Annotated in this window: 24 protein-coding genes and 1 other annotated feature; of the genes, 1 reads left to right on the top strand and 23 read right to left on the bottom strand. The window is 35.7% G+C overall.

Annotation, left to right across the window (positions count from 1 at the left end; all coding sequences use genetic code 11):
• Positions 1 to 42: 42 nt before the first annotated feature.
• The 7 genes from TE34_RS02290 to metG all read right to left on the bottom strand — a co-directional run bounded on the left by TE34_RS02290 (position 43) and on the right by metG (position 9,101).
• Positions 43 to 1,260: an ISL3 family transposase gene (locus TE34_RS02290; RefSeq protein WP_047983024.1), complete on the bottom strand. Its 1,218-nt coding sequence runs from the start codon at positions 1,258 to 1,260 to the stop codon at positions 43 to 45.
• A gap of 121 nt (positions 1,261 to 1,381) precedes the next feature.
• Entirely contained in the window at positions 1,382 to 2,680 is a 1,299-nt protein-coding gene (murA, locus tag TE34_RS02285) for a UDP-N-acetylglucosamine 1-carboxyvinyltransferase (RefSeq protein WP_407944346.1), read from the bottom strand.
• A gap of 266 nt (positions 2,681 to 2,946) precedes the next feature.
• The gene (locus tag TE34_RS02280; RefSeq protein ID WP_047983214.1) at positions 2,947 to 5,199 is read right to left on the bottom strand and encodes a carboxypeptidase-like regulatory domain-containing protein; all 2,253 of its coding nucleotides are present in this window, start codon (positions 5,197 to 5,199) and stop codon (positions 2,947 to 2,949) included.
• The gene (locus tag TE34_RS02275) at positions 5,189 to 5,515 is read right to left on the bottom strand and encodes a hypothetical protein (protein WP_047983213.1); all 327 of its coding nucleotides are present in this window, start codon (positions 5,513 to 5,515) and stop codon (positions 5,189 to 5,191) included. Before TE34_RS02275 ends, TE34_RS02280 begins: the two co-directional genes overlap by 11 nt.
• Complete coding sequence (locus TE34_RS02270; protein ID WP_047983212.1) at positions 5,475 to 6,053, bottom strand: RNA polymerase sigma factor; 579 nt, start codon at positions 6,051 to 6,053, stop codon at positions 5,475 to 5,477. Before TE34_RS02270 ends, TE34_RS02275 begins: the two co-directional genes overlap by 41 nt.
• A 538-nt stretch (positions 6,054 to 6,591) precedes the next feature.
• The gene (gene aroD, locus TE34_RS02265) at positions 6,592 to 7,356 is read right to left on the bottom strand and encodes a type I 3-dehydroquinate dehydratase (protein ID WP_047983211.1); all 765 of its coding nucleotides are present in this window, start codon (positions 7,354 to 7,356) and stop codon (positions 6,592 to 6,594) included.
• Between the two features lie 107 nt (positions 7,357 to 7,463).
• A complete protein-coding gene (gene metG / locus TE34_RS02260; protein ID WP_047983210.1) occupies positions 7,464 to 9,101 on the bottom strand; it encodes a methionine--tRNA ligase in 1,638 nt (545 codons plus the stop codon).
• Positions 9,102 to 9,155: 54 nt separating this feature from the next.
• Positions 9,156 to 9,421: a binding site (T-box leader), on the bottom strand.
• 131 nt (positions 9,422 to 9,552) lie between these two features.
• Between metG and TE34_RS20905 the strand changes: the two genes are divergently transcribed.
• Positions 9,553 to 9,696, top strand: coding sequence for a hypothetical protein (locus TE34_RS20905; protein WP_157037562.1), 144 nt, complete (start codon positions 9,553 to 9,555; stop codon positions 9,694 to 9,696).
• Positions 9,697 to 9,745: 49 nt separating this feature from the next.
• Here TE34_RS20905 and TE34_RS20140 read toward each other — a convergent pair whose 3' ends face one another.
• The 16 genes from TE34_RS20140 to TE34_RS02185 form a co-directional block, all read right to left on the bottom strand.
• Positions 9,746 to 10,465: a hypothetical protein gene (locus tag TE34_RS20140; protein ID WP_053074939.1), complete on the bottom strand. Its 720-nt coding sequence runs from the start codon at positions 10,463 to 10,465 to the stop codon at positions 9,746 to 9,748.
• Positions 10,465 to 11,010: a sigma-70 family RNA polymerase sigma factor gene (locus tag TE34_RS02250; protein ID WP_053074938.1), complete on the bottom strand. Its 546-nt coding sequence runs from the start codon at positions 11,008 to 11,010 to the stop codon at positions 10,465 to 10,467. Before TE34_RS02250 ends, TE34_RS20140 begins: the two co-directional genes overlap by 1 nt.
• Before the next feature lie 125 nt (positions 11,011 to 11,135).
• Positions 11,136 to 11,699: a GNAT family N-acetyltransferase gene (locus TE34_RS02245; RefSeq protein ID WP_047983209.1), complete on the bottom strand. Its 564-nt coding sequence runs from the start codon at positions 11,697 to 11,699 to the stop codon at positions 11,136 to 11,138.
• 22 nt (positions 11,700 to 11,721) lie between these two features.
• Complete coding sequence (locus tag TE34_RS21710; protein ID WP_407944347.1) at positions 11,722 to 12,063, bottom strand: TIGR04104 family putative zinc finger protein; 342 nt, start codon at positions 12,061 to 12,063, stop codon at positions 11,722 to 11,724.
• Between the two features lie 16 nt (positions 12,064 to 12,079).
• A complete protein-coding gene (locus TE34_RS02240) occupies positions 12,080 to 12,643 on the bottom strand; it encodes a hypothetical protein (protein ID WP_047983208.1) in 564 nt (187 codons plus the stop codon).
• A 13-nt stretch (positions 12,644 to 12,656) separates the two neighbouring features.
• The gene (locus TE34_RS02235; protein WP_047983207.1) at positions 12,657 to 13,088 is read right to left on the bottom strand and encodes an NUDIX hydrolase; all 432 of its coding nucleotides are present in this window, start codon (positions 13,086 to 13,088) and stop codon (positions 12,657 to 12,659) included.
• A gap of 18 nt (positions 13,089 to 13,106) precedes the next feature.
• Complete coding sequence (locus TE34_RS02230; RefSeq protein WP_047983206.1) at positions 13,107 to 13,406, bottom strand: hypothetical protein; 300 nt, start codon at positions 13,404 to 13,406, stop codon at positions 13,107 to 13,109.
• A gap of 148 nt (positions 13,407 to 13,554) precedes the next feature.
• A complete protein-coding gene (locus tag TE34_RS02225) occupies positions 13,555 to 14,064 on the bottom strand; it encodes an RNA polymerase sigma factor (protein WP_047983205.1) in 510 nt (169 codons plus the stop codon).
• Positions 14,065 to 14,087: 23 nt separating this feature from the next.
• Positions 14,088 to 16,322, bottom strand: coding sequence for a sensor histidine kinase (locus tag TE34_RS02220; protein WP_047983204.1), 2,235 nt, complete (start codon positions 16,320 to 16,322; stop codon positions 14,088 to 14,090).
• Positions 16,300 to 16,992: a response regulator transcription factor gene (locus TE34_RS02215; protein WP_047983203.1), complete on the bottom strand. Its 693-nt coding sequence runs from the start codon at positions 16,990 to 16,992 to the stop codon at positions 16,300 to 16,302. The genes TE34_RS02220 and TE34_RS02215 overlap by 23 nt, the downstream gene beginning before the upstream one ends.
• Before the next feature lie 180 nt (positions 16,993 to 17,172).
• Entirely contained in the window at positions 17,173 to 20,265 is a 3,093-nt protein-coding gene (locus TE34_RS02210; RefSeq protein WP_047983202.1) for a GNAT family N-acetyltransferase, read from the bottom strand.
• A gap of 399 nt (positions 20,266 to 20,664) precedes the next feature.
• Positions 20,665 to 22,452 carry a hypothetical protein gene (locus TE34_RS02205; RefSeq protein ID WP_047983201.1) on the bottom strand — a complete coding sequence of 596 codons (1,788 nt, stop codon included), beginning with the start codon at positions 22,450 to 22,452 and terminating at the stop codon, positions 20,665 to 20,667.
• On the bottom strand, positions 22,418 to 22,969 hold the full coding sequence (locus TE34_RS02200; protein ID WP_047983200.1) for an RNA polymerase sigma factor: 552 nt from the start codon (positions 22,967 to 22,969) through the stop codon (positions 22,418 to 22,420). The genes TE34_RS02205 and TE34_RS02200 overlap by 35 nt, the downstream gene beginning before the upstream one ends.
• 400 nt (positions 22,970 to 23,369) lie before the next feature.
• Positions 23,370 to 24,128: a helix-turn-helix domain-containing protein gene (locus TE34_RS02195; protein WP_047983199.1), complete on the bottom strand. Its 759-nt coding sequence runs from the start codon at positions 24,126 to 24,128 to the stop codon at positions 23,370 to 23,372.
• Between the two features lie 21 nt (positions 24,129 to 24,149).
• Positions 24,150 to 24,974: a VOC family protein gene (locus TE34_RS02190; protein ID WP_047983198.1), complete on the bottom strand. Its 825-nt coding sequence runs from the start codon at positions 24,972 to 24,974 to the stop codon at positions 24,150 to 24,152.
• Between the two features lie 422 nt (positions 24,975 to 25,396).
• On the bottom strand, positions 25,397 to 26,614 hold the full coding sequence (locus tag TE34_RS02185; protein ID WP_047983024.1) for an ISL3 family transposase: 1,218 nt from the start codon (positions 26,612 to 26,614) through the stop codon (positions 25,397 to 25,399).
• Positions 26,615 to 26,731 lie beyond the last annotated feature (117 nt).

Raw genomic sequence — 26,731 nt, 5'->3', positions numbered from 1 at the left:
GGTTCTACGTCAAATGTTGGGGTGGTGACATTAGTCGCCACCTCATCCTATATGCACACCAACATCTTTATACTGTCTTGCCAATAAGATTTTCGCTCTAAATCGCTTAAAACTTCTAAATCCATATGCATTTCTCTTTATCACTTTAGTAGTATTATTTATACCTTCCAAAAAACCGTTAGAATAGTCGTATGCAAAGCTATTCAGTATTTCTATCTGCCAGTTTTGAAAGGTTTTAATGGCACTTATCATTTCAGGTATCTCCGCGTCGATTACCTTTTTATAGAAAGACTGTAGGTTTTCTTTCACTAGGGAGATGTGTTCTTTCCCCATAAGCTTCGCTTCCTCAAACCATTCTCGATAAGCTTCCTTTAATTCATACGCTACTTTCAGTTCATCTGACATACTTAAGTATCTTTCTAAGTGCCACTGCTCATCATCTTTTAAACGGCCCTTTGCTTTATGAAATACATACTTCATTCGCTTACATTTCTTACGATCATAGTCATGAAAGTCTTTTTGAACTCGTCTTCTCACGCGGTCTAATCCCCAGTAGATATAGCGACAAAAGTGAAAACGGTCAGCTACAATAATAGGTTTACCTAATGCGTTCTGAACAGCTGCCTTGAAAGCTGGACTCATGTCCATAATGACAACTTCTACTTTTGCCCCATGTTTTTGGAGATACTGTTTAATGGTTTTTTTATAGCGATTTGGGAGAATATCTAATGGTTGTTTCGTGATACCATCCGCAATAATTAACTGATATTTACCCTCTTTTGTATCACCTTTATATTCGTCAATCGCTATGACGGAAGGAAGTGAGTTTACCTCTTTAATCTCCGTTTCCGCTAATTGGTCAAAACGTCTAACAATGGTTGTTGCCGAGGAGCCATATGTTTCTCCTACCTCTTTAAAAGTTTTTGCTTTGATGGATCGGATAGAGACCGCTTGATTCCATTCCACGGAAGTGCGTTGATATCGTTCTACGAAGCCGTTTTCTTCAGAAAATCGTTTTCCACAGGAAGGGCAACTATAACGTCTGCGCTTATACCATAGTTGAGTCATTCTTTCGAACCATTTCAGATGTTTTACTTTTTGGTATCGATAGTCATGTATGCGTTCGGTTTCCTCTCCACATCGCGGACAACTATGTGGCTTACGCTCCATTTCCACATAAACTTCTACCTTCCCATCTCGCTCTACTAAATTTGTTACGTTACAGTCTTTTAATCCTGGCATATTCATGATAAAATCCATTTACACGCATCCCCATTCTTTATCTTGTTTCTCGTCAATTCAAGTATAAAAGAATGTTTGGGGTGCGTGTACTTTTTTTCTGAATTTTATTGAAACCCCAACAAATATTATAGAGCCTCTTTTATAGGATATCATTTACATGTTGATGAATCATATCATAACTAATTGTATCTTTATTAATTTGAACACCTAAAGATTGAAAAGCCCTTACAACATCCTCATAGCCTCGCTCAATGTGTTCAACACCAGTTATATATGTTTTCCCCTCGGCAACCATCCCTGCAAGAATTAGTGAAATACCTGCACGGATATCAGAAGTGGAAACGATAGAACCCTTTAATTCACTCGCACCTTTTACAAAAGCTACACCAGAACGAACCCTAATATCCGCTCCCATTTTTCTTAATTGACCAACATGCTTAAAGCGATTAGGATATACTTTTTCAGACACAATACTCTTGCCAGAGGCTTGTGTCAACAATGTGGTCATTGGTTGCTGTAAATCTGTTGGAAAGCCTGGGTACATTCCTGTTCTAACGCGAGAAGCTTTTAATCTGCCAGTTGAATGTGCAGTAATAGAATTATCTTCAATTGCGATGTCTAAGCCAATTTCTCTTAACTTTGCTATACAAGATCCTAAATGTTCAGGGATAACATCCTTAACAGTTACACTTCCACCCGCAACACCAGCTGCAATTAGAAAGGAACCAGCTATCAGACGATCTGGAATAACTCGGTGCTTACAACCTTTTAAATTGGCTACTCCTGTAATACGAATCGTATTAGTTCCGGCCCCACTAATTTTAGCGCCCATTTTATTTAATAAGATTGCTGTATCAATTACTTCTGGGTCACGAGCTGCATTGAATAATACGGTCTCTCCTTTAGCTTTTGCGGCAGCTAACATAGCATTCATCGTAGCACCCGAAGTAATCGTATCAAAATAGATCCTAGTACCTCGTAATTCTTTTGCCTCCACTACATAATAATCCTTGTGATATGTAAATGTTGCTCCTAACATTTCTAACGCCTTAATATGTTGATCAATTGGTCTACTTACAAAATCATCTCCACCAGGATAGCCAACAGACACTTTGCCATATTTTGAAAGTAAAGCACCTACAAAATAATAACCTGTACGGAACGAGGAAGATTTAACTGGATCAAATTCCGTAGAATACATACTACTTGCATCAATTAAAACATCACCATTCCTATTACGTTCAATGGATAACCCTACATCCTTACCCATTTCACATATAACTCTAAAGTCAGCAATATTCGGTATACCTTCAAGTGTTACTGTCTCATCAGAAAGACACGCTGCTGCGAGTAATGCTAATGAACTGTTTTTTGCTCCTGGAATAGTAACAACACCATTTATATTTGGTGAGTAATCAACACGCAATGCTTTCACCATATTCACTCCTATGTAAAGTTGTACTTACGTCTAAAGTATGTTCTCTATCTCTATTTCTTACCTTCGGGCAATCAATTAATACAATTACTTTACTGTAATTAAATTCTATAATACAAACCTGTTCCTACATAATCTATAAAGTTACGAAGATGTACCTATTATATTTGACGGTTTGCTATAGGGTAAGGTTCCTTAGTCCTATTTCTTTTGAAGATAATTAACTATATTAAAAAAGAGCGTTATTCGTTTAGAATAACGCCCCCTTATTATCTTACCTCTTTTATTGCATTAATAAGTTTTTTCATTGCTACCTTATCAGTAGTATTTAGCCAAGTCTCTAGCTCTTCTTCTTCCCCAGAAAAGTAAATATCTAATACTTCTTTTAACTCTTGTTCATACTGGTCGTATTTATTACTCTCTTCTAGTATGTTTTTCACTAATAATAGCCAATCAGGTTTCCCCTCATAGGGACCCAGTTGCGGATAATCTATCGCGATTTCTACGACCTTATCCGTTAATCCGGTACGGTACAACTCATTCGCAATCCAATGGCCAACAAATCGGTGACTACCATCTTTATTTAAAGCTTCTATAAATTGTTTATTAGCCTCCTCATGCTTTCCTTGTTTCATTAATGCACTCGCGTAGATTGCTTGCGTATACTCGCTAAGTTCTCCTACTTCAGCTATATATACATCCATCCACTTATTAAAAACTTCCCAGTTATATTGTCGGTAATAGTAATGGGCAACATCAAAAATACTTTCTGGATTATTGGTTTTTCGTGCATAGTCTTCCTTATAGGTGATAGCCAATTCATCCCACTTCTCAATAGTGCCATCTCCATTTATTCCTATTAACCGGATAATCATCTGTAGACTATGAATATCGTTTGGATTGCTTTCATAGTTTGCTTTATATTCTGCTAAAGCTTTTTCTATTTTATGATCCAGTAAAAGTTGATCTGCATTTGTTAGCTCCCGTTCCTTCATATAAAAGATAGGGATATTTTTTATGGCTTCATCATCCAATCGATAGCCATTACTTGAAGTAATAAGTACATCATTCTCATCATACGCCTCTACCTTCCAGAAGAATCGATTATTAGGATTAGTATAGGCTAGAAGAGACTTCGAATCTACTACATCATCTTCACCGAATGTGACACCACCATGTATCTGATATATTTCTTCTATTGGAATTTCGATAGAAGTATCTCTTATCCCTTTTTTAAATATACCTGAACCAACGGACCCGTTATCTATCTCATAACCAAGACCAATTCCGTAATAAGCAGCACCTTCAACCGCTTCCCATTCAAAATGGATAACATCATCTTTGATTACTTCCTGATTGATAGGCTGTTTGACCTCAATTAGCTTCTGTAGAGTTATGTTATAGGAAATGTTCTCTCTCCCATCCACTTCAATCCACTCATCCATTTCAAGTGGCCATGTCCAGCCACTAATTTGATCGTAGTAAAATCCAAGCGTAATCTGATAGTTATCAGGAATAACTCCTCGGAACTCATAACGCCCTTCTTTGTCCGTTACGATTTGGTATGTGTCCTCAGCCATCACACTCCGATTAGCATTGTTCTCATCTCGCAAATATACTCCAACTCCTTCAACAGGAGTTCCGTCACTTCTCAAAATTTTTCCAGATACAGTTGATACAGTACCTTTATCATATTTTTCCATTGCTAAACGTAAGGAACGTTCTAAAGAATTCAGTTGCTGATAAAAAACAAGATTATCAATAGAATCATCCTTGGACTCTGGCCATTGTTCTTGTTCCTTGGCGTACAGTTCCTCATATTCTTTTATGGCTTCCGTCACTTCGGCATAGGCTTCCTCAATATTACCTTGCTGAAGAATGATTTCCGTTCTTAGTTGAGCAATTTGCCCATGCATGTCAAAATCATCAGCATCTACTGTTGAAAGTAATTCTTCAATATAATGTGTAGCCTCTTTATACTGTCCATGATTCTTTGTTATTCGTATACGTTCTACAAGCAGTTGGTTACTTTGGTACGATTTCTGTGTGGAAAAGCGTTTCGAAGCATCATAAAGCACTTGCTTCGCTTTCTCTATTTCTCCATCACGTTCATAATAAATGGCTAAAGCACTGGCAGCAGTAGCTAAAAATCCATCAGCAGGGCCATTCTCTACGTAATCTATTAAGAATGGAAGTTTCTCCTCTCTTGAGAAATAAATTCTTTCACTCTCATCCGGCCCTCCCCATTGTGTAAAAGAAGGACTGATATAAACATCAAAACTGCCTGTTATACCATCTTCAATCATATAGTCACGAATTATTTCCCACTTCTTAGTATCCAATGACGTTGTCTGTAATAATTCCATAATTTCTTGCTTCTTTTCCTTTTCACCATTAGAAATATTATTTTCAGCAACAGCTAACTTAACATATGGAAAGATAACATTTGTAAATAAGGGGGTGAGGATACCCAAAGCAATAACCGTTAAAACTAGATGCTTTACTTTCACCTTAATTCTCATTCTTCATTAGCACCCTCTCTAAATCGTCTTTCCAATAATAGTTCCCTGCTACCTGTATCAATTCTCTTTCACCTGTTTCTGTAACTTGCCTTTCAACTGGTTTTAATTCCAAATAACCTAATGAAACAATCAGCAAAACAAAAGTTGCACTAACTGGGATTAGAGGAATCGTAATTTCTTTATTCCAAAGCTTATAAAGCTTTTCTTTCCATGACGTTGGGTAAACTCTTTTTATGACCGCTTGCTTGTTAGTAAATTTTAGTTGCTCCAATTCATTATCGAGTTGTCTTTTTAATTGCTCTTCCGCTTTCTTCAAGAAATTCCTCTCCCTTCATTAGAATATCCTTTAAATTTTCTCTGGCACGCTTCAATCGAGACTTAATTGTATTTTCCTTTTCTTTAGTGAACTGAGCTATTTCGCTTATTTTCATTTCATTGAAGTAGAATAGAGTGATTACTTCACGATATTTATAATCTAGTAGGTGGATAGCATCACTTAAATTTTGGTTCCAAACCAATTCCAATAATTCATCTTCAGGTGTAAGAATAGACGCATCTTCATGTACTTGCTCATTATCGTATGTGAGAAAGATATTTTTCCAACTCCATTTGCGCATTCGGGACCGACAACAATTCATTACAATCGAGGTTAGCCAGGCTTTTAACTTTTCAGGATCATCTAATTGCTTAACTTTTTCAAAAGCGATAACGAATGTATCCTGTACCGCTTCCTCAGCAGTTTGATGGTCTTTTAGTAAAAGATACGCCGTTCTAACTAAGTAATCGCCATACTGATGCATTAATTCTATCAGCGCACTTTCTTGTTTTTCTTTTAATCTATCTACAAGATTCAAGCCAGCTCCCCCTCTCTGATACTTAGATGCGACCTATTTAAATTAAGTTGCAAAAAGAATTAATTATTTTTTAAAATTATACCATGCCATTATAAATCGAAATGGAAGCAATTAAAAAAGCACTATTTCCATACTCGGAAAAGTGCTAAATAGTTCCAATTATTTATAGAAACATACGTTCTGTTATGGTGATATTAATTCAACAGACAAGCTTCACATGAGGGTTATGGCGCACTAGCCTTTTTCAGTATTTCTAAAAAGGTGGTGATGCCAATGGATATGAACGACGTGTTAACGCTAATGATTGCATTCGACATGTTAATAGCTTTCATCATGTCCAACAAAAATAATTAATCCCTCATGTGCTTTAGCGAGGCCCTGAGGGATTAATTCCTTCTTGTGCCATCCCCTCTTGTTGGGGGTTGGTCTGTTATAACCGCTCCATGTTACCAGCATGGGACGGTTTTTATTAGTATATTAATCTATACGGATATTATCACATGCAGTTCTTATTTGTACAGAATCTTCTATTTTTGTATCATCTACTGTACTTATGAAGAATTTCCAATACCTTTTTTGTATCTTTAATAGTTGGTTGACCTGGAGCGGACTCCTGAATACCTGAAACAAATGTAGCAGCAGAACCAAATACTTCTCCAGTCAATCTACTAATTACCCCTATACCACCCATTGATACCGAAATAAAAGGTCTGTCAGCATACTTACAATTCATTGTGTTAGTGGCTTCCAATAGTGTTATAACATCTTCCGTACTATTTGGCATAACCGCAATTTTAGGAATATCAGCACCAAGTTCCTGCATCTTTCTAAATCGAAGTATCAATTCTTGTTTATCTGGTGTTTTTTGAAAATCGTGATTGGATAAAACTACATAAATTCCATATTGCTTAGCTAATGAAACCAGAGTTTTAACAAGGTCGTCACCTAGTAAAAATTCTATATCAACCATGTCAATTAACTTAGACTGTATTGCCATAGATAGGAGGTTATTATAAAACCTCACCGGAACTTCTCGTTTTCCACCTTCGTTTACGGTTCTAAAAGTAAACAGAATTGGTATATCAATTAATCTGTCTCTCAACAAGGAGAGTGTTGATTGGACTTTCTCTAGATTTTCTACATCCTCATATGTATCAACACGCCACTCAACAATATCTGGTTTAACCTCTAAGACGTTATGAACTTCTTCTAATAACTCTGCATCAGTAGTTCCAACTAATGGGACAATGATTTTTGGAATGCCTTCACCAATTGTTACGTTTCGCACTTTAATCATACACATTCTCCTTGTCTATCTACAGAACAATAATACCATATTCCCTTCTCGAAAAGTGTAAAGGTATTTTTGGTATACAATCTAGAGAAGGGAGACCTTCAGATTCTCTATTCTTACTCAGGTATCCCTTTATCCAACTTCTCTAACTCTTCGTCAATCGCCGCTAAATCAATGCGTTCGAATAACACTTTCACCTCATGTAAAGTGATAGTATCAATATTAATCTCTTTCCAATCTAGTCTTTCTAAACCTAACATCCTTTGAATTTCCTGGCTTGAAAAAGGTAGGAAAGGATTAAGAAGCTGTGCAAGATTTGCAATGACGTAAACACAAGTTGCCAATGTATCGGCACATACACTAGGATTTTCAATAATTTGGATCCAGGGCTTTTGTTGATCAAAATATTTATTAGCTGCTCGAATAAATGAAAATATTTGTTCTAATGAATTCTTAAATTTAGTTCTAGCAATTAGTTGTCCCACATCATCGTATAATGCAATCACTCTTCTTTTTATTTCCAAGTCAACTTCCCCTTTTGGTGTCACACCATCAAATGACTTTTCAATAAATTTCAATGTCCGATTAACAAAATTGCCATATGCTCCAAGTAGCTCACTATTATGACTGTACACGAACTCACGCCAAGAGAAGTCAGCATCTCTTGTTTCCGGTGCATTTGCAATAAGAAAATACCGTATCGAATCTGGATGATAGCGTGCTAGCATATCCGGAACCCAGATCGCCCAATTGCGACTTGTAGAGAGTTTTTTCTGCTCAATTGTTACATACTCATTTGATACAATGTGAGTCGGGAGAGAGTCATTACCAACCGAGGTTAATATGGCTGGCCATATTATCGAATGAAACGGAATATTATCTTTACCATGCACGTAATAAGAAATTGTTTCCTTATTCCAAAATAAGTTCTCATCTTTACCATGCTCAATAGCCCACTGTTTACTTGCAGAATAATATCCTGTCACTGCCTCGATCCAGACATAAACTTTCTTATCCTCATACCCATCAACTGGTACACTTACACCATTTGGAAGGTCTCGAGAAACTGCTCGATCTACGAGACCTTCACTTAGGTATCTCTCCGATAGGTGAATAGCGTTCTCCCTCCAGTTCCCTTGTGACTTGGCATGAGCAACATATGACTCCAATTCTTTTTGCAGTGAGCTTAATTTAAAATATAAATGTTCCGTCGCTTTTATGATTGGTTCATCACCACAAGTCTTGCAAACTTTATCAATTAGTTCAATCGGGTTTAATATGTTAGAGCAATAATCACATTGATCTCCCCTAGCTTTCGCTTTACAATGTGGACAAATCCCTTCAACAAATCGATCTGGCAAAAATTGTTCGCAGGTTTTACAGTAACACTGCTCCTCTTCCCTTTTGTATAGCTTTGCATTCTCTAGTAATTGTAGAAATACTTGTTGGACGATTTGATGATGAAATGGACTGTCAGTTCTTGTATAACAGTCATAAGTGAAGCCCAATTTTTCAAAGCATCCCTTAAATTCAGAATGATACTTATCAGCAATGACCTTTGTTGAAACCCCCTCTTGTTTCGCCTTAATTGCTATAGGCGTACCATTGCAATCACTTCCTGACACGTAAAGTACTTCTTCACCCTTTAAACGAAAATATCTGGCCAAAACATCACCTGGTAATAAACTAGACAAATGTCCAATATGCAAGGAACCATTGGCATATGGCCATGCACCACCAATAAAAATACTCATTTACTACTCCTCCTTTTATTTGGAAAAATAAAAAACCTCGCCCCTAGACTTAAGTCTAAGGACGAGGATTAACTCGTGGTACCACCTTTATTCACTAATAACTCGCATTATTAGCCTCCATAAGTACGGAGTGTTAAACACTCTTATACTCTGACATTTGTAACGAATGTCAAATCTCGTCAAAGCCTAATTTCAAAGTGAAAGTCGACTTTGCAGCTCCAAGGCCATTTTCAATCAACGATTCTCTGCTTCTTTTCAGCTACCGAAGCTCTCTTTTAAGAAAATACCCATTGATTTACTTTCCTTTTCTTCGCCTTTGTAAAATTGTTTCTTATATTATGCCATAAAGGTCTGAACTTTCATAGCCCTTTTTGGTCAAATTTTCCAACGATCTATGCTAAACATAGCTTCTCCTTTTTGGGTAAGAATAGGATTAGGAGGAGATGGTTAAATGAAAAAGAAGCTCACAGAAAATAATCATAAAGAAAACCGTACAAAGAGCTACAACGATCAGGAAAAAGACCAATTTATTCAAAATCTAGCTCAAGTACTTAGTAATAGTAAGTATAACGATAAAGATAATGAAGATATGTAAATACAAATACGAAAGAGAAGTGATTAGTTGATAACCACTTCTCTCATTTCTACTCCTTACTCTCATCTCCATACTCGTACATATCGATAATGTCCCACTGTATTTCTCCATTTACAATATGATATTCCAACAATAAATATCCACCTGTATGACCATCATCAAATTCTGCATAGACATGTTTGTGGGAAAGGACATATATTCCATTAGGATTGAATCGCATCGTACCACCTAAAATACCGTCAACTGGTATAACGTCTGGACGATTAACCAAATCCGTTATGACATCCTCACTCGTTCCGTGATACCCTAGTATTTCTAGGTTATTATCCGTACCTGGGTATATGGTTCTCTCTAATTTAGCATCTTCTAACGTATCTTCAAATTTATAGGCTAAAAACTCTAACTCGTTACGTAGCTCTGAGTTTTCCTCCTCTAATTCAATCGCTTTATCCTCTAATCGACTGACAATTTCAATAACCCTAGTCTCTTCTCCTGCAATTACAACTGGCTCCTCATTTGCTGGCTCGTTACTTTTCTCTGGAATATTACTTGCATGATTGTCACCTTGATTGTAAATGGAGAACAGGAGAGTTCCAGCTAATAAGAAAGCAGTTAAACCCAATACCGGAGTTAACCGATACCATTGAAAAGTCTTTTTCCTCGTCTTTTTATTTTTTATTTTGAGTAATGTCTGTTTCTGTTTTTCTTCTGAGAAAATATGATTAGATCCAATAATTTCGTTCATGCTTTCTTTCACTTGTTGATGCATCATCTAACCTCCTTCTCAAATTCAGGGATTATTTCTGCTAGCTTTTTTCTAGCTCGAAATAGCCTAGTTTTAACCGTATTCTGACCAACATGCATCATACCTGAAATTTCCTCAATTGAAAGGTCTTGATAATAGAAAAGAATAATTACTTCCCGAAATTTAACAGGTAAATTTAAGATTGCTTTTCCTAATCGTTGTTTATCCTGTTTAGTAATAAGCTTTAGCTCTGGAGTTTCATTGGGATTCACTGTCTCTTTCTCAAATCCATCGTTCGACACAAAAAACTTGCGAAAGTACCAGCTTCTCAACTCATCACGACACCGATTAATCGTTATCCGATATAACCAAGTTTTTATCTCTGAATCCCCACGAAAATCCTCTATATTCTGGTAAGCTTTCATAAAAACATCTTGAACGATATCTTCTGCTCTACCTCTATCCTTTACATATGTATAAGCTAATCTTGCTAAGGACTCACTGTAATCCTTCATTAGTTGTTCAAATAGTGTTTCATAATCTTCTATGTAAGCATTTTTATAAAGCAAAATCTTCCCCCCTTGCAACCGTACACATCTATCTCTCTTTATATATATACTAATTAGACGGTTCTCTTCGGAATTAGTTCCCTAAAAAAAAGAAGTTTGACTAACCAAACTTCAGAAGGTTAAACTTATTTGTTTTGAAGGGTGAGCTTCGTCCACCTATCCCTAGTTAACTTCATGTTAATGGAATCAATCCATTCCCCTTCATATTCTAAATCTCTCTCATCAATGCTCTCTACTTCAAAGCCAACCTTTTCATACACATGCCTTGCTCTAGGATTGAAATCAAAAACACTTAGGGTAAGATAATTTAATGTTGTATTTTCAAAAATGTAATTGATGATGAGATGAGTTGCTTCTGTTCCAAGTCCACGGTCTCTTCCCTTTGGACCGATGAGAATCCTAAAATTCATGCTATGGTTTTTCTCATCATATAAATTAACGACTACCTCTCCTACGACAATATTGTGGTCTACGTCAACAATAGCAAGGTCTAATCGGTCCGTTTGCTCATTTCGCGTATTGTACCATTGTATCGTAAATTCTCTGTCAAAGTCGGAATCACTTCCAGTCAGTTTAATTACTTCAGGATCTAATAGACATTCTTCGATATAAGGAAAGTCTTCTTTTTCAAACGGTCTAAGAACCACTTTCTCACCTACTAAAAGCGGTTTATGTGTTAAATTAATCATTTATTTACACCCCAATTTGTTATCAAAACTTATATTTATAATTCGAATGATATTTCGAGTAATATCTAAATATTAATGGAGAAATGGTGAAGACAATACCACTAATTACGGGTAATATTATCAGAAATAACAAGACAGACGGGATAGTGAACCTTTCTACGAGGTGGTATTCTACCAAATAGAGAGAAGTGAATATTGATAGGAAAAAGATAACGAATCTAATTATCTTCGACTCTCTAGTAATCGTGTGTTCTGTACCACACTTCCTACAATTGATAATATGATAATCTTTCCCGCTTCTCCATACAGATTTATATATCTGTACCCATTTAAATTTCGTATGGCATTTCTCGCATGTTTGCATCCTAACACCCCATAAATCATTTTTTATTGTATTCATAAAGGTAAAACCCCGAATACTCTACATAAAACCCATCTCTAATTAAATCATAGTTTTCAGGTTCAATAGCAAAACCAAAGGTAGAATTAGGTCCTTGACCTGATTGACCAAAATCTACTTTTTCATTATTAAGGTTATAAATTGAATAATCCCAATAAGAACTATTTGTCGTGTAAGTTCCGTCCTCATTGAAAATTCCATTATACATAAAAGAACCTCTAGTAAAATTAAGATCATATGTAGTATCAAAACTGAAGTAAATGTCAATCTCCCTATTCCAAACCTCATCTAGTATAATTCCTGTGTTATTTTCCCTTGCGAGTTCAATATCCAAGTCGTGTTCCTTCGTATCATTAAACGGGATCCATTCGGGCTTTATATATAATTTAACAGTCTCTTTGTCATTCTTCCGTTCTAGTATGTAGCCATCTCGTTCTATAACATTTTCTAATATACCTTCATCAGTAAAGTTGTTATGATAGAATACGTATCCTAAAAAGAGGAAACCTCCTATCAATAGTAAAACAAGCGAGTATTTTTTCATTTTATCCCTCTTTTCAATTAGAGAGTTCATTCAATAATGCAGCTGCAAGTTTAATATTTTTCTTCAAAAATACAGGCAGTTTAGTGTGACTTGCAATCTCGTTAGTTGTAAACCATAAAACTTCATCCACTTCGTTAACACTTTTTGGATAAGGAACGCCTGATTGGTGATGACACAGAAAAACAATATCAATTACATGATCACCTAAATCCGTTACAAAGGAGGAACTATTGACATAGCTAACTCTTGTTACTTTAATGCCGACTTCTTCATAAATTTCTCGATGTAAAGTCCTCTCTAGAATATCAGAAGAAACCCCTTCTATTTCACACTTACCACCAACTAATGATAAAGAACCCCCTGCATGCTCCTCTTTTTCACTTCTCCTTATTAACAACCATTTCCCCTCTTTATAAATCGCACCTTCTACGTTTACAATAAACATATATGCCCCCCTATATATCTACTTCGTTCTATAATAAACAATTAGCGTAGCTACATTTAAAACGACTGTACCAGTGAGAAGAACAACCGCAGCAAATACCACAGCTCCTGTTGTATCCATCAGAGCCGACCAATCTTCAATTTTCACCAGGTGGTAATTATAGAATAGCTGAAAAAATAACGAAATAGCACATGCACTAATACTTAAAATAGGAAATGTAACCCATTTTCTATTTTTGCTTTGTGTCAGACTAATGATAGGAAGTATCCAAGCCATCAGTCCAAGCAAAAGACTGCCGATATTTAACAAACCAACCATGAGTCATACCCCTTCACCTTAACTTTCTTTTATCTTAGCATAAAATTCCAACTATTTTAACGCTGTTCCTGAAGTAAATTATTATATAAAAAATAAACACGCAGCAATTCATCAACTGAATTACCACGTGCTTAGGTGTCATATAAGTTCAGGCACTCACCTGATCTCGAAATTCTTTCAACAAGTACTTCCTTGCTCGATGTATTCTTGTTTTTACAGAGGAGAGTTTAATATTTAATTGATTAGCAATCTCCTGCTCTCTCAACTCATGCTGTATTTTTAGCATCATAACATCATAATAAATACAATTCAGACTACGTATTTTTTCTTCCACTTCCTTTATAAATAAAGTGAATTCCACTATCTCTTCTACAGTTTGGTTCATGTCATTAACCGAATTCATAAGTAAATCCTGTTCCATCGGTAAATCATTTTGCTTGGTCCTAAGTATATCAATTGCTGTCCGTTTGGTAATTACACATAACCAGGCAGGAAGTTTATTTACGTCTTGGACAGTATCAAGATGATTCATTACTTTAATAAATGTCTCTTGAACAACGTCTTCCGCCAAATGACGGTCTTTCGTTATAGAATAGCTTAGATGTAACAATCGTTTATAATACGTACTATACAAATTGGAGATTTCGAGTGAAACCATTTAGATGACCTACCTTTCTCCTCCTATCCCTCTAACAGCAATAGAACCGTTACCTTAAACAAGTCTCCATCTGTCTCAATTTCTAGACTACCATCATGAAGTTCTACAATAGATTGGACGATAGCTAGACCTAATCCACTACCTTCCGTATGTCTGGATGTATCGCCCCGCTTGAATCGTTCAAATAATTCCTCACTGTTTTCGGTTAGTTCATACTTCGATACATTTTTAAATGTAATCAGAGCGGTGCCGTTCTCTTCTACGAGATTAATATAGACTCGAGAATGTTCCAGGGAATATTTCAATATATTTCCTATTAAATTATCAAATACACGCCATAGCTTTTGTCCATCTACAACTGCATTTATCGGCGGATCGTCGTGTGAGATACGGAATTGTAGATTAGATTCCTTTATTACTTCATCGTACTCACCCAATGCCTGCTGCAGTAGTTGAACAAGATCTACCTTTTCTTTCTTCAACTCCATATTCCCACTTGCCATTTTCGATACTTCGAATAAATCATCCAGAAGAACCTTTAACCGCTTGGACTTTCTATCGATAATTTCTAAGTATGCCGAGCTCTCATCTGTTATATCCTTTTGCTCTTTAAGTAATTCTGTGTACGTAATAATTGAAGTAAGCGGTGTTCTTAAATCATGGCTGACATTTGTAATCAGTTCTGTTTTTAATCGCTCACTTTTTGCTTGTTCTTTCTGTGAGGTTTTAACTCCTTGTTTTAGCAGATTGATATTTTCTGCTAACTTTACTAGTACCGTGTTACCTGATATTTTTATATCCTTGCTTAGTTTTCCAGCTACAATTTCATCGGTATACTCAACGATTCGGTTGAATTCTCCAATTTTGTTTAGAACAATTATTGCTAGTGGAATTCCTACTCCTCCTAATAGCACTACAATATAAAAGAGCATAAAAATCGGATGTGATACTGCAATAACTGCAGCCAATCCAAGAATAAATACCAGTCCGAATACAAGAATGATTTGCGTTCCAGTCGTTTGATCTAAGAATGCTTCTTTTAATCTTTCTAGCAACTTCATAGAAAATTTCTTCAACAAGATTATGCCTCTAAAGGTATAGCTCTTTTTCCATTCACTACTAAAATTCTTCCAATCCTTGATCGAACGTAAGATTAATATTAGTTGAATCAACGTAATTGTTAGAAAGAAAGAAGCTATTAGCAAGGTAATACTGATCGTTATCATGGACAAGACAGGATTGTAATAGTCATAATGTGGTCCAATGATAAAATAAGGTGATGGTGTTAGAATTGCTGAAGTTCCTAATAGTAACACTCGTAATTCGATTGGTAACTTTGTAATATGCACACTCCATCCATCAATTGCTTCTCTCGACTTTTTAGCCCTCTTAAAAATAATCAACGAAAGTAAAAGTGCTAAAATACTGATAGTAACAACAGACCAATATAGAATTTGTTCCTTTTTATAGTTCTCATTGGCACGCATGAATACATTAGAAAAAGACAAGGATTTAGGAATACCAATTTTCCCCTCTAAAGTTTCATAACTATTAATCATTTGAAGAACATCTTCCATACCTGGGGTTTCGTATTCGATTTGTATCCCATTTGAAACAACCATATCTCTTACAAAATGCATATTTTTTTCATTTAGAACATCTATCGTCTTACCTTTATCTAAATTTGTATATACTTTTCCAGTTGTATCATTGGTAAAATAATATTGGAAGCTATCCTTTAGTCGTTCATATTCGGGACGATTACTTTCCATTTCTTGATAAAACGCTTCTAATGACTTTTCTTTCTCTTTAATTATCTTGGCCTCAACATGAGCATCATCTTCAAAATTATTCGTGATGTCTTCAATTTTTAAATCACGTTCTTTTTCATACTCATTCACCATTGCTGCGTCATCATTATCCATAGCTCGTTGGATTAATGGTTCATACTGCATGGTGATACTATTAATTTGTTCTTCCAAATTACCATACCGGTAACGATGTTCGTCTATTTCGTCTTGAGAAACAGTAATCTTTTTCTTCGCTTCATCTAAATTTAGGTCATTGAATTCGAATAAACTTACATAATGGGCGAACCTCTCTACTTCACCATATTTAAACTCATCTGTATGGAAATAACTTTTGTGAGCATAGTAATCACCGTAACCAGCGAGTATTAGTAACCCAATAACTCCAGAGAAAAATAAAGTGATACAGGTAAATATAATCATAAAACTACTTTTCCATTTTGTACCCAATTCCCCACACCACCTTTAAATATCTCGGATTTTTTGTATCAATCTCTATCTTTTCGCGGATTTTACGAATATGAACGGCAACGGTATTTTCAGCATTATAATTTGGTTCTTTCCATACTCGTTCATAAATTTCACTAATAGAAAATACTCTGCCAGCGTTAGTCATTAATAATTCCACAATTTTATACTCAATTGGTGTAAGTTTGACCAATTCGCCATCCAGACTAACTTGTTTAGATGCAGGGTCTAGTGTAAGGCCATTAAGATCAATTACCTTATTCGCGCCTTCAAATGTTCCAAGTGTCACGTATCTTCTAAGTTGGGATTTCACTCTAGCAACAAGCTCCATTGGATTAAATGGTTTTGTTATATAATCATCAGCTCCAACTTGTAGTCCTAATATTTTGTCCGTGTCTTCGCTCTTAGCACTTAGAATTATAATCGGTATGTTTTTTTCTTCCCGAATTTTATATGTAGTAGCTATACCGTCTAGCCGTGGCATCATGACATCTAATAAAATAAGATGTACTTCTTGTTCATGCAAAATATCTAAAGCTTCAATACCGTCTTTTGCTTTTAGAACGGTCACCCCTTCATTTTTTAAGTAGATTTCAATGGCATCCCTTATTTCTTTTTCATCATCAACAACTAATACATTATACTGCTTCACGTGCACCCCTACTTTCTGAAGCTTTTGATCTTGACTCTATCATAACCATTATTTCTTAATAATCATGGAATGAATTTCTTAAGATTCTCTTAATATTTATGAATATATAACTCTATTATATAGTTCTTAAGCAAAAGAAAAAGGTTTACCGTATTGGTAAACCTTTTCTATGACTCTATTCTATTTATTAAAGCTAATATTTTGTAAATCATGCTGTGCCGTATCTTCAATAACAGAATTATTGATAACGTAAAAATTTGGATTTGTGAAATATGTTTTATTGCTAGGAAGGACTAATTTCTCCGAGACACCTGTTAATACGACTTCTTTATTAATATAAACTTCACGAATTGTATTTTCAGTATTTGCAATGAGTTGAAGGTGTTCTTCTCGGTTATTGGTACCAATGACAACATTACGATTAACCCTTAAATCATTTTCATCATAACCAGCAACAACCCTCATCCACTCACCAGCTTTATTTTGGAAGTTAACCCAATTATCCTTAATTAGCGCTTCTGGTTTAAAGAATGACGATGTTTGTAAACCTTTACCATGAAAGAATTGTCCTGTTTCCTGATCAATCTCAGACACATGACATAATACAGGTACACCAGGAAGTAAAAGAAAGTATTGATGAACGGTAAGTCCCTTATAATCTTCATTTTTTTCAAAAGTTGTCGACAATCTAATGCCTTTCCAATCGTTACCCTTATTATCTTTTAGACTAACAAAATCGCTTAATGTTTTTTCCTTCTTCAAGGATTGAGGTCGCATATCTGCTATTCTACTTGTGATTCCTCCAGCCCAAGGGTTCCACCACAGTTTAGGTTCAAGTGTTGGAAAAGAGGTATCAAGCCATTCTTGCCCTTGGTAAGTCAGGGAATGGACGGCTGGGAAGAAGTCTGGGGTTGCTTTAATCTCTATAACTCCATTATTGACCTTCCATGTATCCATTCCTTGTTCCTGAATAATTTCCTGATTAATAGGTTCAGTTCCTTGCTGGATTACTAGTGTTTCTCGTTCATGTATAGCAGCATCTAATTTCGCATGCAACTTCACTGTTGAAATAGGTGACGTATTGGCAATTGGAATTTCTGTTTTCCACTGTGTTTGTTCTTCTTCACGGTTAAACTGTTTTACAATTTCGTCACCTTGATTTGCATGTGATAAAGTCAATTCCCCATGAAGAAAATTAGATTTATAATCTGTCACTTCACATGCTATAGTCTCTCCAGAAATAATTGGATTGTTATTTTGTAAGGAGACACTTAAGCGATTAACTGGCTTCGCTTTCTTATGATTGGATGTCTGCCTTGCAAAGGAGCGGAAACTATCCATATCATGGAATGCTCCTAGTGAGAATATTATCGGATTTGTCTGGACGCTACTATTAGGCCCAACGACACCCACAGGATGTTCAAAGTAATTATACCAACCACCGAAGTGTATCTTATCGTTCGAATTCCAACACATACCGTGTGGGTTGGAGTCTTCATTTACAAAAATCCAATTTTCGGTAACTTGACGCTCATCCCAATTATCATAGGAATTTCCAATCGAATCCTTCAATTCAACGATTTCCCCGCGATAAGGGATCACAGCTCTTTCTAATCCTAAATAAATAGATTGATTTAACCAGATTGGTTCATTGGTTTCCGTATCCTGTATGTTCTCAATTTCATAATAGTTTTCTAGTAGACCTTCACTAAATAATTTGATAATAAGATGTAGTTTAATTGCTGGGAAAGCTGTTAGACTATAGGTGATTTTTGCACCAATAAAACCTGTATCCTCTAAATACTCTAAATGAGCATATTTCGCTCTTGCCAATTCCTCCGAGTACGGTTTTCCGACTTTTGGAGTCATAATCCAAAATCTTTCTTCACTTTTCTTTTTCCCAACATCAATACTATTATCATCTTTATCTAATTCTGCGAAGTATTGACCATAATACAATTGAACTTTCTTTTCGTTTTCCCCGTGAAATTTCGCACCAATTCCTCTTAATGGAATACCAATCATTCTTGTAAACTCAACAGTTTCTCCATTCTCTTTTACTGCTTTTACCTTAAGTGTTGCATCATAATAGCCATGTTTAAGAACGACAAATGGAACCGCGATTGATTTTCTTTGTTTTGCTTCAATTTCCACTGATATTTTTGATGTTTTGATATCCATGACTTCGGAAGCAGGAAGTTCCATCTCAAAAATTACTTTCTCCGTGAAATTATTCATCATATCCAAATGGAACTCATTTTCATTCCCGATAAATGTCAAATCCTCTGGTAACTGTGCAGTAATCTGTGCTGGATATTTCGCTAAGATTCCTACTTTAAATTCAGCTTGCTTACCATTAATTGAAATTAAAGTTTTTACACATGGATGCGTCCGGAATGAATTCTGCTCTTCTTCTATCGGATTAATATAGAATGATCCCGTAATTTCTGTAGTATCCGTAACATTTATGGATTGTTCCAAGGAATATTCAATATTTTTATCACTTATCCCTTTTAAGTCAATCTTCAGTGGCTTCCCAGTTTTATTGATGATGGAATATTTTACTTCATACTGATCACCAAATACTAGCCGATGCTCAGGAACCGTTACGGAAATAGCATAATCATTTGTTTCGATTAAACGAATTCCTCTTCCAGTCCGTTCAAATTCCATTCGGAGGGATTCATTTTCTTTCTCCCATGCATACTCATAGTAATGGAAGTCATTCTCTACCCTTCCATCTGGCTTCACTTCAATTTCTCTAGTACTCATATCATACCAGCTTGCGTCCTTAAAGAAATCTTCTACCGCTTCGGTATGTAATACAGTAGGCATAAAGTTCATTAAATGTGTCGTATCATCGCGTTCCTCCCAGAAAAAGCCACATTTCTTATAAAGTGGTACTGCCTTTGTGTTACCAGGCCACGTGTACAAATCAAGTCTTGGCCACTTCAAGTTAATCGCTTCTTCCAGAGCAGTTAAGAGTAATTTCTTTCCTATCTTTCTTCCATGATAATCATCGCGAACATTTAATAGTGGAATATATAAAGCCCCTTCATCCTCACGATATTCACTAAATCCGCAATATCCAACTACCTTCTCCCCCTCTAGTGCAAGGAACGTGTGGATATTGGTTGAATTTCTTTCTCGGTGTAAAATGGACTCTTCTGTATCTACCGAGTTAGCTCCACCCCAACCGTCACGGCTATGATTCCACATATCTGCAACCCTTGCAGCATAACTTTCATCGTACTTTACGATCTTGATGTTCATAAAACTTTCATCTCCCTTTTCATTCAGAACCTATTAATCATCAATAACTAAACTTTTACAAAAGAAAAAGAACCAACTCACACGAGAATGGTTCTTCGATAATTAGAATTAATCCATAAGAGACTAATCCAAAAAATAGCATTAAAAAACCATAGAATGCATAATACATCCTATGGTCCTGTTTAGTTTAAGTTTAAATTAAAGGATTAAAATACCCAGTAGGTTGTATTTGGCACAGTATTCAATTCTGCTAACGTTACGTTTAATTTGATCATGATATACAACCTCCTCTAAAATTCTGAATGTTTATTACTCCATTAGTATACAGAAAATTCATTCCTGTGTAAACCTTTATTTTCCAATTACTTTTTTCAAAGGTTTAATACTAGGAAAATGACGCTACTTCTCAAGCAATGAACTTAGTTCTTTCATCAATGCCTCTCGCTTCTTATCATCCATCTCTGATGTAATCTGTATTGCTTTTTCCTTTATTGCATTTAATTGTTCGATAGTACCCTCATCAGTTGCGCGTTCAATATAGTAATTAGCATATGAAGTGGTGGTACTTCCGATATGAATCTCAAAGCTTTCCTTAGTCATATTATCTAGGTTACCAGACTTAATTAATTTCTTCGTCTCATCCATCCAATTTTGCATCGAACTATATTCAGATATCTCAGGAGAGGATTCAGTCCAGTCACCTGCATAATTAGGACGTTTCCAAGATTCCTCCGTACTTCCTAACCATAAACACCATGCACTAAAGCTACCATCAAATTGATAATAAATCTCCTGTATTTCTGGAAACTTTTCAAAAGTCGCTTCATTTAATGTTTGAAACAAATGTTGGCCTTGAGCACTTGTTGGACCTGATGCTAGAAAGTCTTTAAAGTCAATAACTACTGTACCTTTTTCATTGATGGCCACTCCATTTAATGAGTCTTCTTGGCCGTATTCTAATTTTTTATTTTTTAGAAGAGCATTTATTTCTTTTTCTAACTCCGGAAAAGGCTTTCCAAATGATTGGTAATCATAGCCAACCTGGAGTAATTCAGTTTGTTCTTTAATATGGCTTTCATAATGTTTTCCGAGTGTTGCTTCGTATAGCGTAACGAAATGATTATCTGCAATCAGTATATATATTTTATTATTGTCGATTGCTACAAACCTTTCAGGGTGTTGAGGCTTCTCAAGAAAGTCTTCAAATGGAATCCGAACTCCGCCAACAATATCCCCTTCTTTACTTAAGGCGAGTACATGCGTCTCCGAAATTGGTGTATATAGGGGTGGTGAAACAGTCTTTGTAAGTATAATTTGATTGTTGTTCATGGTCTCAACAGAACTACTATCGATGCTAAGATCTGAAAAAACAGTTAGCTCTTTACTAATATTCTTCTCATTTGTTATCAGTTTATTTTCCTTACGATTCACTCGTTCAAATCGATAAGGCAGGTCCTCTTCCGGTATCTGCTCCATTGTTCCTAAGTTAACAAATCTCTCTTGACTTTGACTCAATACGATTTCACCATTAGCAAGTTCAATAAGAGAATCTGGGTAAAACATCTCCAACTTGGAGTAATCAAAGTTCTCAACTAGTACTCCATTCGCATCATAATGATAGACCAGACTTTCCTTTGTACTTAATATATACATGTTACCAGTTTCAGTTACTACTATATCTTCAAGGCCACTCTCCAAGTCCATTAAATAGGTTTGAATAGGCATAGAAGTGGTTGTACCTTCTACATTGCGTATCAGGACTTGCTTTCGAGCCTCATCTAAAAGGTAAACAGTGCCATCTTGGACATCAAAAGATGAAACCGTAACAGGTAGCGTATTTCTTTCACCAAGAAACTCTAGACCAACTTTCCCTTCACCATTACCATATACAAAGGTATCTAGCATTTCTAATTTGGATGTATCTGCAATTGTAATGGCATCTTCCGTATCATTTGCCAAATGATCTTGGTTTTGAAATGAGAGAATGACAATGGTAAATATAGTCAGGACGGAAACAATTGCTAAAATTGGATAGAGCTTTAGCTTAGGAGCTTTCTTTATATTCTGATGCAAGATTCGTTTATTTAACGTTGCAATGAATTCCTGATCAGGATCTAAATCGGGTCTATCTTTCAATGGACGAAGGATTTGTTTAGCTTCTTGAAATGGATTTTCTACTTTTTTCATTTCGTTCAACTCCTTCCGACAAAATTACTTCCCTCTTTAACATCTTCACAGCACGATGAAAGTCAACCCGCACTTTTAACTCTGTACAACCTAATACTTCCGCAGATTCCTTTACGGATAGCTCCTGGATACCTCGCAATATTAACAAACTTCGGTAATGGGGTTTTAATTTCAAAAGAGAGCGTTGAACTTCTTCCCATTTCTCCTTTATTAATATCTGATCAATGGTAGAATCATCTTGTTCATTCTTTGCAAATTTCTCAATTAGACCAGGCAACACGGATTTTATCTTCTTCTTTCTCATATGATCAATGGCGGTATGCCTAGCTATGGATAGTAACCAATACTTTGCTCTTTCCGAATCCTTTAGTAAACGAAAGTTATGAATTGCTTTGAGAAACGTTTCTTGTGTAATATCTTCAGCATCTTGCTTATTATTAGAGAAATATAAGGAAAAGTGATAAATATCCAAATAATAACTCTTGCACAATTCTTCTATATCTAATCTATCGCTCATGACTTCCCCCCTTTAATTAAGTAGTCGATTGACTCCGAGTTTTGTTTCAATTTTTCTAGATTATTTTTGAGAGTATTAAAAAAATCACCCAAAATCCATTGAGTGATCATCTTAGTTAGTCTATTGCTATAACCTGATTCCGTAATTATGGGCTTATAACTTCAATCGTTTCTCTGTATTTACCCTTAGCTCTTAGAAGAGTTACTTTTCGCTGCAATTCCTATATGTCTTGTTTCTCCATAAAGTTTGCTCTCCCTATTATATTTATCTCTTATACATATATTTTAGCTTGTTCTAGGTATTTCATAAAGTGTTTTTATGTGGCTTATAGGTTTAGAGCAACTCTCTATAACATATTTAACCCACTTCATAAGAAAGTGGGTTTGTAAGTATAGCTTGATTATTTAACTAAAGGTATTAGATAATCAAAAGTCTCAGCTTCAATATTGGCATACCTTTCTATTTTACTACCATCCGGTTGAAAGCCATATCTAACAACCATTTGCATATATGAAAAGCAGAGAAAAGCGTCATCTGATCGACAATTTTCCATTACTGCAAATAAAGTAGGAGGAATGGATTCATACGTTAGTTCCTCTTCATTCTTGAAATGGGAGCCTGAAACCTCAAATCCAATCTCACCTATAATTTTGTCCTCTTTTATGTGTTTAGTCCTAACATAAATTTTAACTGAATGAGGTATCCCCTTTTTCTCTAAGACATTCTTCGCTTTCGCAAAATAGGCTTTAAAAGGTTCAGGTACCCTTGGTACTACATACTCTTGCCAGACTATTGTTTTGGGTTTTTCCCATTTTGTTAATAAAATGGTTGGAGTTTGATTCGGGTTCATCCCACCTAGATATTTACTAGCTGTATGTAGAACTTTTATTTGGTTATCTAATTCTACTCTCCAACGGTCTAGCATGCTATTCTTCGTCGGTAAATCTGCATCATTATATCGTTTAATATCCTGAATGCTTATATTCGCACTTCTTAGAGAGTCAATCATTTTTGCAGTATAAACTTGTTCTGTTGAATATGCCCGATACCCATTTTCCAATCTATTAGAAGGCTGGAGGATACCTTTTTTGTCATAAAACCGAAGTTTACTAGGAGGTATTCCAGTCTTTTCAGAAAAATCCTTTATAGTGAAATGCATATTGCACCTCCCATAATATTCCTAATTAACCTTATAAGACCAGACATTCACACGATTATGATCTGGGTCATAAAAGTGGAACCCACCCCAACCATTGATAGGGTCACCAGCAATTTCGGATGGTTTAATTCCACTTCTAATTAGATTATTATACTCTTCAAAGAATACTTCAGGTCGAATATCATAATAGATTCGAGCTTTATTATCGTTTGGCGTTTCTACGATTTCAGAACTTTGTACAAGCCATACATGGTCTAAAAATCTTTCGTTTAACACATTTCTATCGTATGCATCTTCAGTTTGCAGGTGGGCATAACCTTTCGCGTTATTCACTTCTACTATTTCAAATCCCAGATGTTTTTCGTACCATGTAGCAGATGTTTCAGGTTCCTTAACAAAGATTATAGAATTAACCGTGCCAAACCCAACAATACCTGAAGGATGATATTCACTATTATCTTCGCCTCTTGGTTCCTCTGCAATCGTTATCGGTGTTTGACCATATGCAATTATGTCACAATATCTTTGACCACTCGGCAATTGGCTAACTTCAGTATGGATTACATTATTTTCAAGTAAATATTGCAATGTCTTATTTAAATCATATGTAGCAAAAACTAATTTAACATTTCCCTGTTTTTCTAGTGCAGTGAAATGCTCATATTCACCTTCGAATGATTTTATCGTTACCATACCTGATCTTGGTAGTTTCATAAAAGCCTTTCTACCAACATAAGATGTGATTTGATCCATATACTTCCATCCTAAGGTTTCTTGATACCACTCAACTGCTTCCTCATATTCTTCGGGTTCAACCATGATAAACCCTCCATCCCAACGATACATGCTTTCCACTCCCTTTTATTATTACATTTTCTATAATAAAGGTTAAACTTAGTTTAATGTCAATTTATTTTTTGACTTTTTTTAAAAAACTACTAGAAAAATACGATTTCGAAAAATCGTTTTTTGAAATTTAAACACAAAAAAACCACCAACATATGTATTGGTGGAGACGGTGGGACGTGCTCTTCCATGCTTTCGTCATGGCACTGACTATATCTTGAACCTGCTGTAGTTATAGGTCCTTCGGCGTATTATACAAGATTTATATTTACCATGAAAGGTAGCATCTTGTATCCTAGTACTACCACTTAGGTAGCCTATAAGTCGATACACGGCTGTTGGATTACTCCACACACCGCTCGGTATTGCCATATTAAAATGGTTCTACGTCAAATGTTGGGGTGGTGACATTAGTCGCCACCTCATCCTATATGCACACCAACATCTTTATACTGTCTTGCCAATAAGATTTTCGCTCTAAATCGCTTAAAACTTCTAAATCCATATGCATTTCTCTTTATCACTTTAGTAGTATTATTTATACCTTCCAAAAAACCGTTAGAATAGTCGTATGCAAAGCTATTCAGTATTTCTATCTGCCAGTTTTGAAAGGTTTTAATGGCACTTATCATTTCAGGTATCTCCGCGTCGATTACCTTTTTATAGAAAGACTGTAGGTTTTCTTTCACTAGGGAGATGTGTTCTTTCCCCATAAGCTTCGCTTCCTCAAACCATTCTCGATAAGCTTCCTTTAATTCATACGCTACTTTCAGTTCATCTGACATACTTAAGTATCTTTCTAAGTGCCACTGCTCATCATCTTTTAAACGGCCCTTTGCTTTATGAAATACATACTTCATTCGCTTACATTTCTTACGATCATAGTCATGAAAGTCTTTTTGAACTCGTCTTCTCACGCGGTCTAATCCCCAGTAGATATAGCGACAAAAGTGAAAACGGTCAGCTACAATAATAGGTTTACCTAATGCGTTCTGAACAGCTGCCTTGAAAGCTGGACTCATGTCCATAATGACAACTTCTACTTTTGCCCCATGTTTTTGGAGATACTGTTTAATGGTTTTTTTATAGCGATTTGGGAGAATATCTAATGGTTGTTTCGTGATACCATCCGCAATAATTAACTGATATTTACCCTCTTTTGTATCACCTTTATATTCGTCAATCGCTATGACGGAAGGAAGTGAGTTTACCTCTTTAATCTCCGTTTCCGCTAATTGGTCAAAACGTCTAACAATGGTTGTTGCCGAGGAGCCATATGTTTCTCCTACCTCTTTAAAAGTTTTTGCTTTGATGGATCGGATAGAGACCGCTTGATTCCATTCCACGGAAGTGCGTTGATATCGTTCTACGAAGCCGTTTTCTTCAGAAAATCGTTTTCCACAGGAAGGGCAACTATAACGTCTGCGCTTATACCATAGTTGAGTCATTCTTTCGAACCATTTCAGATGTTTTACTTTTTGGTATCGATAGTCATGTATGCGTTCGGTTTCCTCTCCACATCGCGGACAACTATGTGGCTTACGCTCCATTTCCACATAAACTTCTACCTTCCCATCTCGCTCTACTAAATTTGTTACGTTACAGTCTTTTAATCCTGGCATATTCATGATAAAATCCATTTACACGCATCCCCATTCTTTATCTTGTTTCTCGTCAATTCAAGTATAAAAGAATGTTTGGGGTGCGTGTACTTTTTTTCTGAATTTTATTGAAACCCCAACAAATATTATAGAGCC

Source organism: Ornithinibacillus californiensis, from assembly GCF_001038485.1.
Lineage (GTDB): Bacteria > Bacillota > Bacilli > Bacillales > Amphibacillaceae > Ornithinibacillus > Ornithinibacillus californiensis.
Note: the sequence above shows the minus strand (reverse complement) of the source record. Positions and strands in the feature narration are given on the sequence as shown.

Coding starts and splice junctions, on each gene's coding strand:
- TE34_RS02290 (WP_047983024.1), bottom strand. CDS start 1,260: ATGGATTTTATCATGAATATGCCAGGATTAAAAGACTGTAACGTAACA.
- murA (WP_407944346.1), bottom strand. CDS start 2,680: ATGGTGAAAGCATTGCGTGTTGATTACTCACCAAATATAAATGGTGTT.
- TE34_RS02280 (WP_047983214.1), bottom strand. CDS start 5,199: ATGAGAATTAAGGTGAAAGTAAAGCATCTAGTTTTAACGGTTATTGCT.
- aroD (WP_047983211.1), bottom strand. CDS start 7,356: ATGTGTATGATTAAAGTGCGAAACGTAACAATTGGTGAAGGCATTCCA.
- metG (WP_047983210.1), bottom strand. CDS start 9,101: ATGAGTATTTTTATTGGTGGTGCATGGCCATATGCCAATGGTTCCTTG.
- TE34_RS20905 (WP_157037562.1), top strand. CDS start 9,553: ATGAAAAAGAAGCTCACAGAAAATAATCATAAAGAAAACCGTACAAAG.
- TE34_RS20140 (WP_053074939.1), bottom strand. CDS start 10,465: ATGCATCAACAAGTGAAAGAAAGCATGAACGAAATTATTGGATCTAAT.
- TE34_RS02245 (WP_047983209.1), bottom strand. CDS start 11,699: ATGATTAATTTAACACATAAACCGCTTTTAGTAGGTGAGAAAGTGGTT.
- TE34_RS21710 (WP_407944347.1), bottom strand. CDS start 12,063: ATGCAAACATGCGAGAAATGCCATACGAAATTTAAATGGGTACAGATA.
- TE34_RS02240 (WP_047983208.1), bottom strand. CDS start 12,643: ATGAAAAAATACTCGCTTGTTTTACTATTGATAGGAGGTTTCCTCTTT.
- TE34_RS02235 (WP_047983207.1), bottom strand. CDS start 13,088: ATGTTTATTGTAAACGTAGAAGGTGCGATTTATAAAGAGGGGAAATGG.
- TE34_RS02230 (WP_047983206.1), bottom strand. CDS start 13,406: ATGGTTGGTTTGTTAAATATCGGCAGTCTTTTGCTTGGACTGATGGCT.
- TE34_RS02225 (WP_047983205.1), bottom strand. CDS start 14,064: ATGGTTTCACTCGAAATCTCCAATTTGTATAGTACGTATTATAAACGA.
- TE34_RS02210 (WP_047983202.1), bottom strand. CDS start 20,265: ATGAACATCAAGATCGTAAAGTACGATGAAAGTTATGCTGCAAGGGTT.
- TE34_RS02205 (WP_047983201.1), bottom strand. CDS start 22,452: ATGAAAAAAGTAGAAAATCCATTTCAAGAAGCTAAACAAATCCTTCGT.
- TE34_RS02200 (WP_047983200.1), bottom strand. CDS start 22,969: ATGAGCGATAGATTAGATATAGAAGAATTGTGCAAGAGTTATTATTTG.
- TE34_RS02195 (WP_047983199.1), bottom strand. CDS start 24,128: ATGCATTTCACTATAAAGGATTTTTCTGAAAAGACTGGAATACCTCCT.
- TE34_RS02190 (WP_047983198.1), bottom strand. CDS start 24,974: ATGTATCGTTGGGATGGAGGGTTTATCATGGTTGAACCCGAAGAATAT.
- TE34_RS02185 (WP_047983024.1), bottom strand. CDS start 26,614: ATGGATTTTATCATGAATATGCCAGGATTAAAAGACTGTAACGTAACA.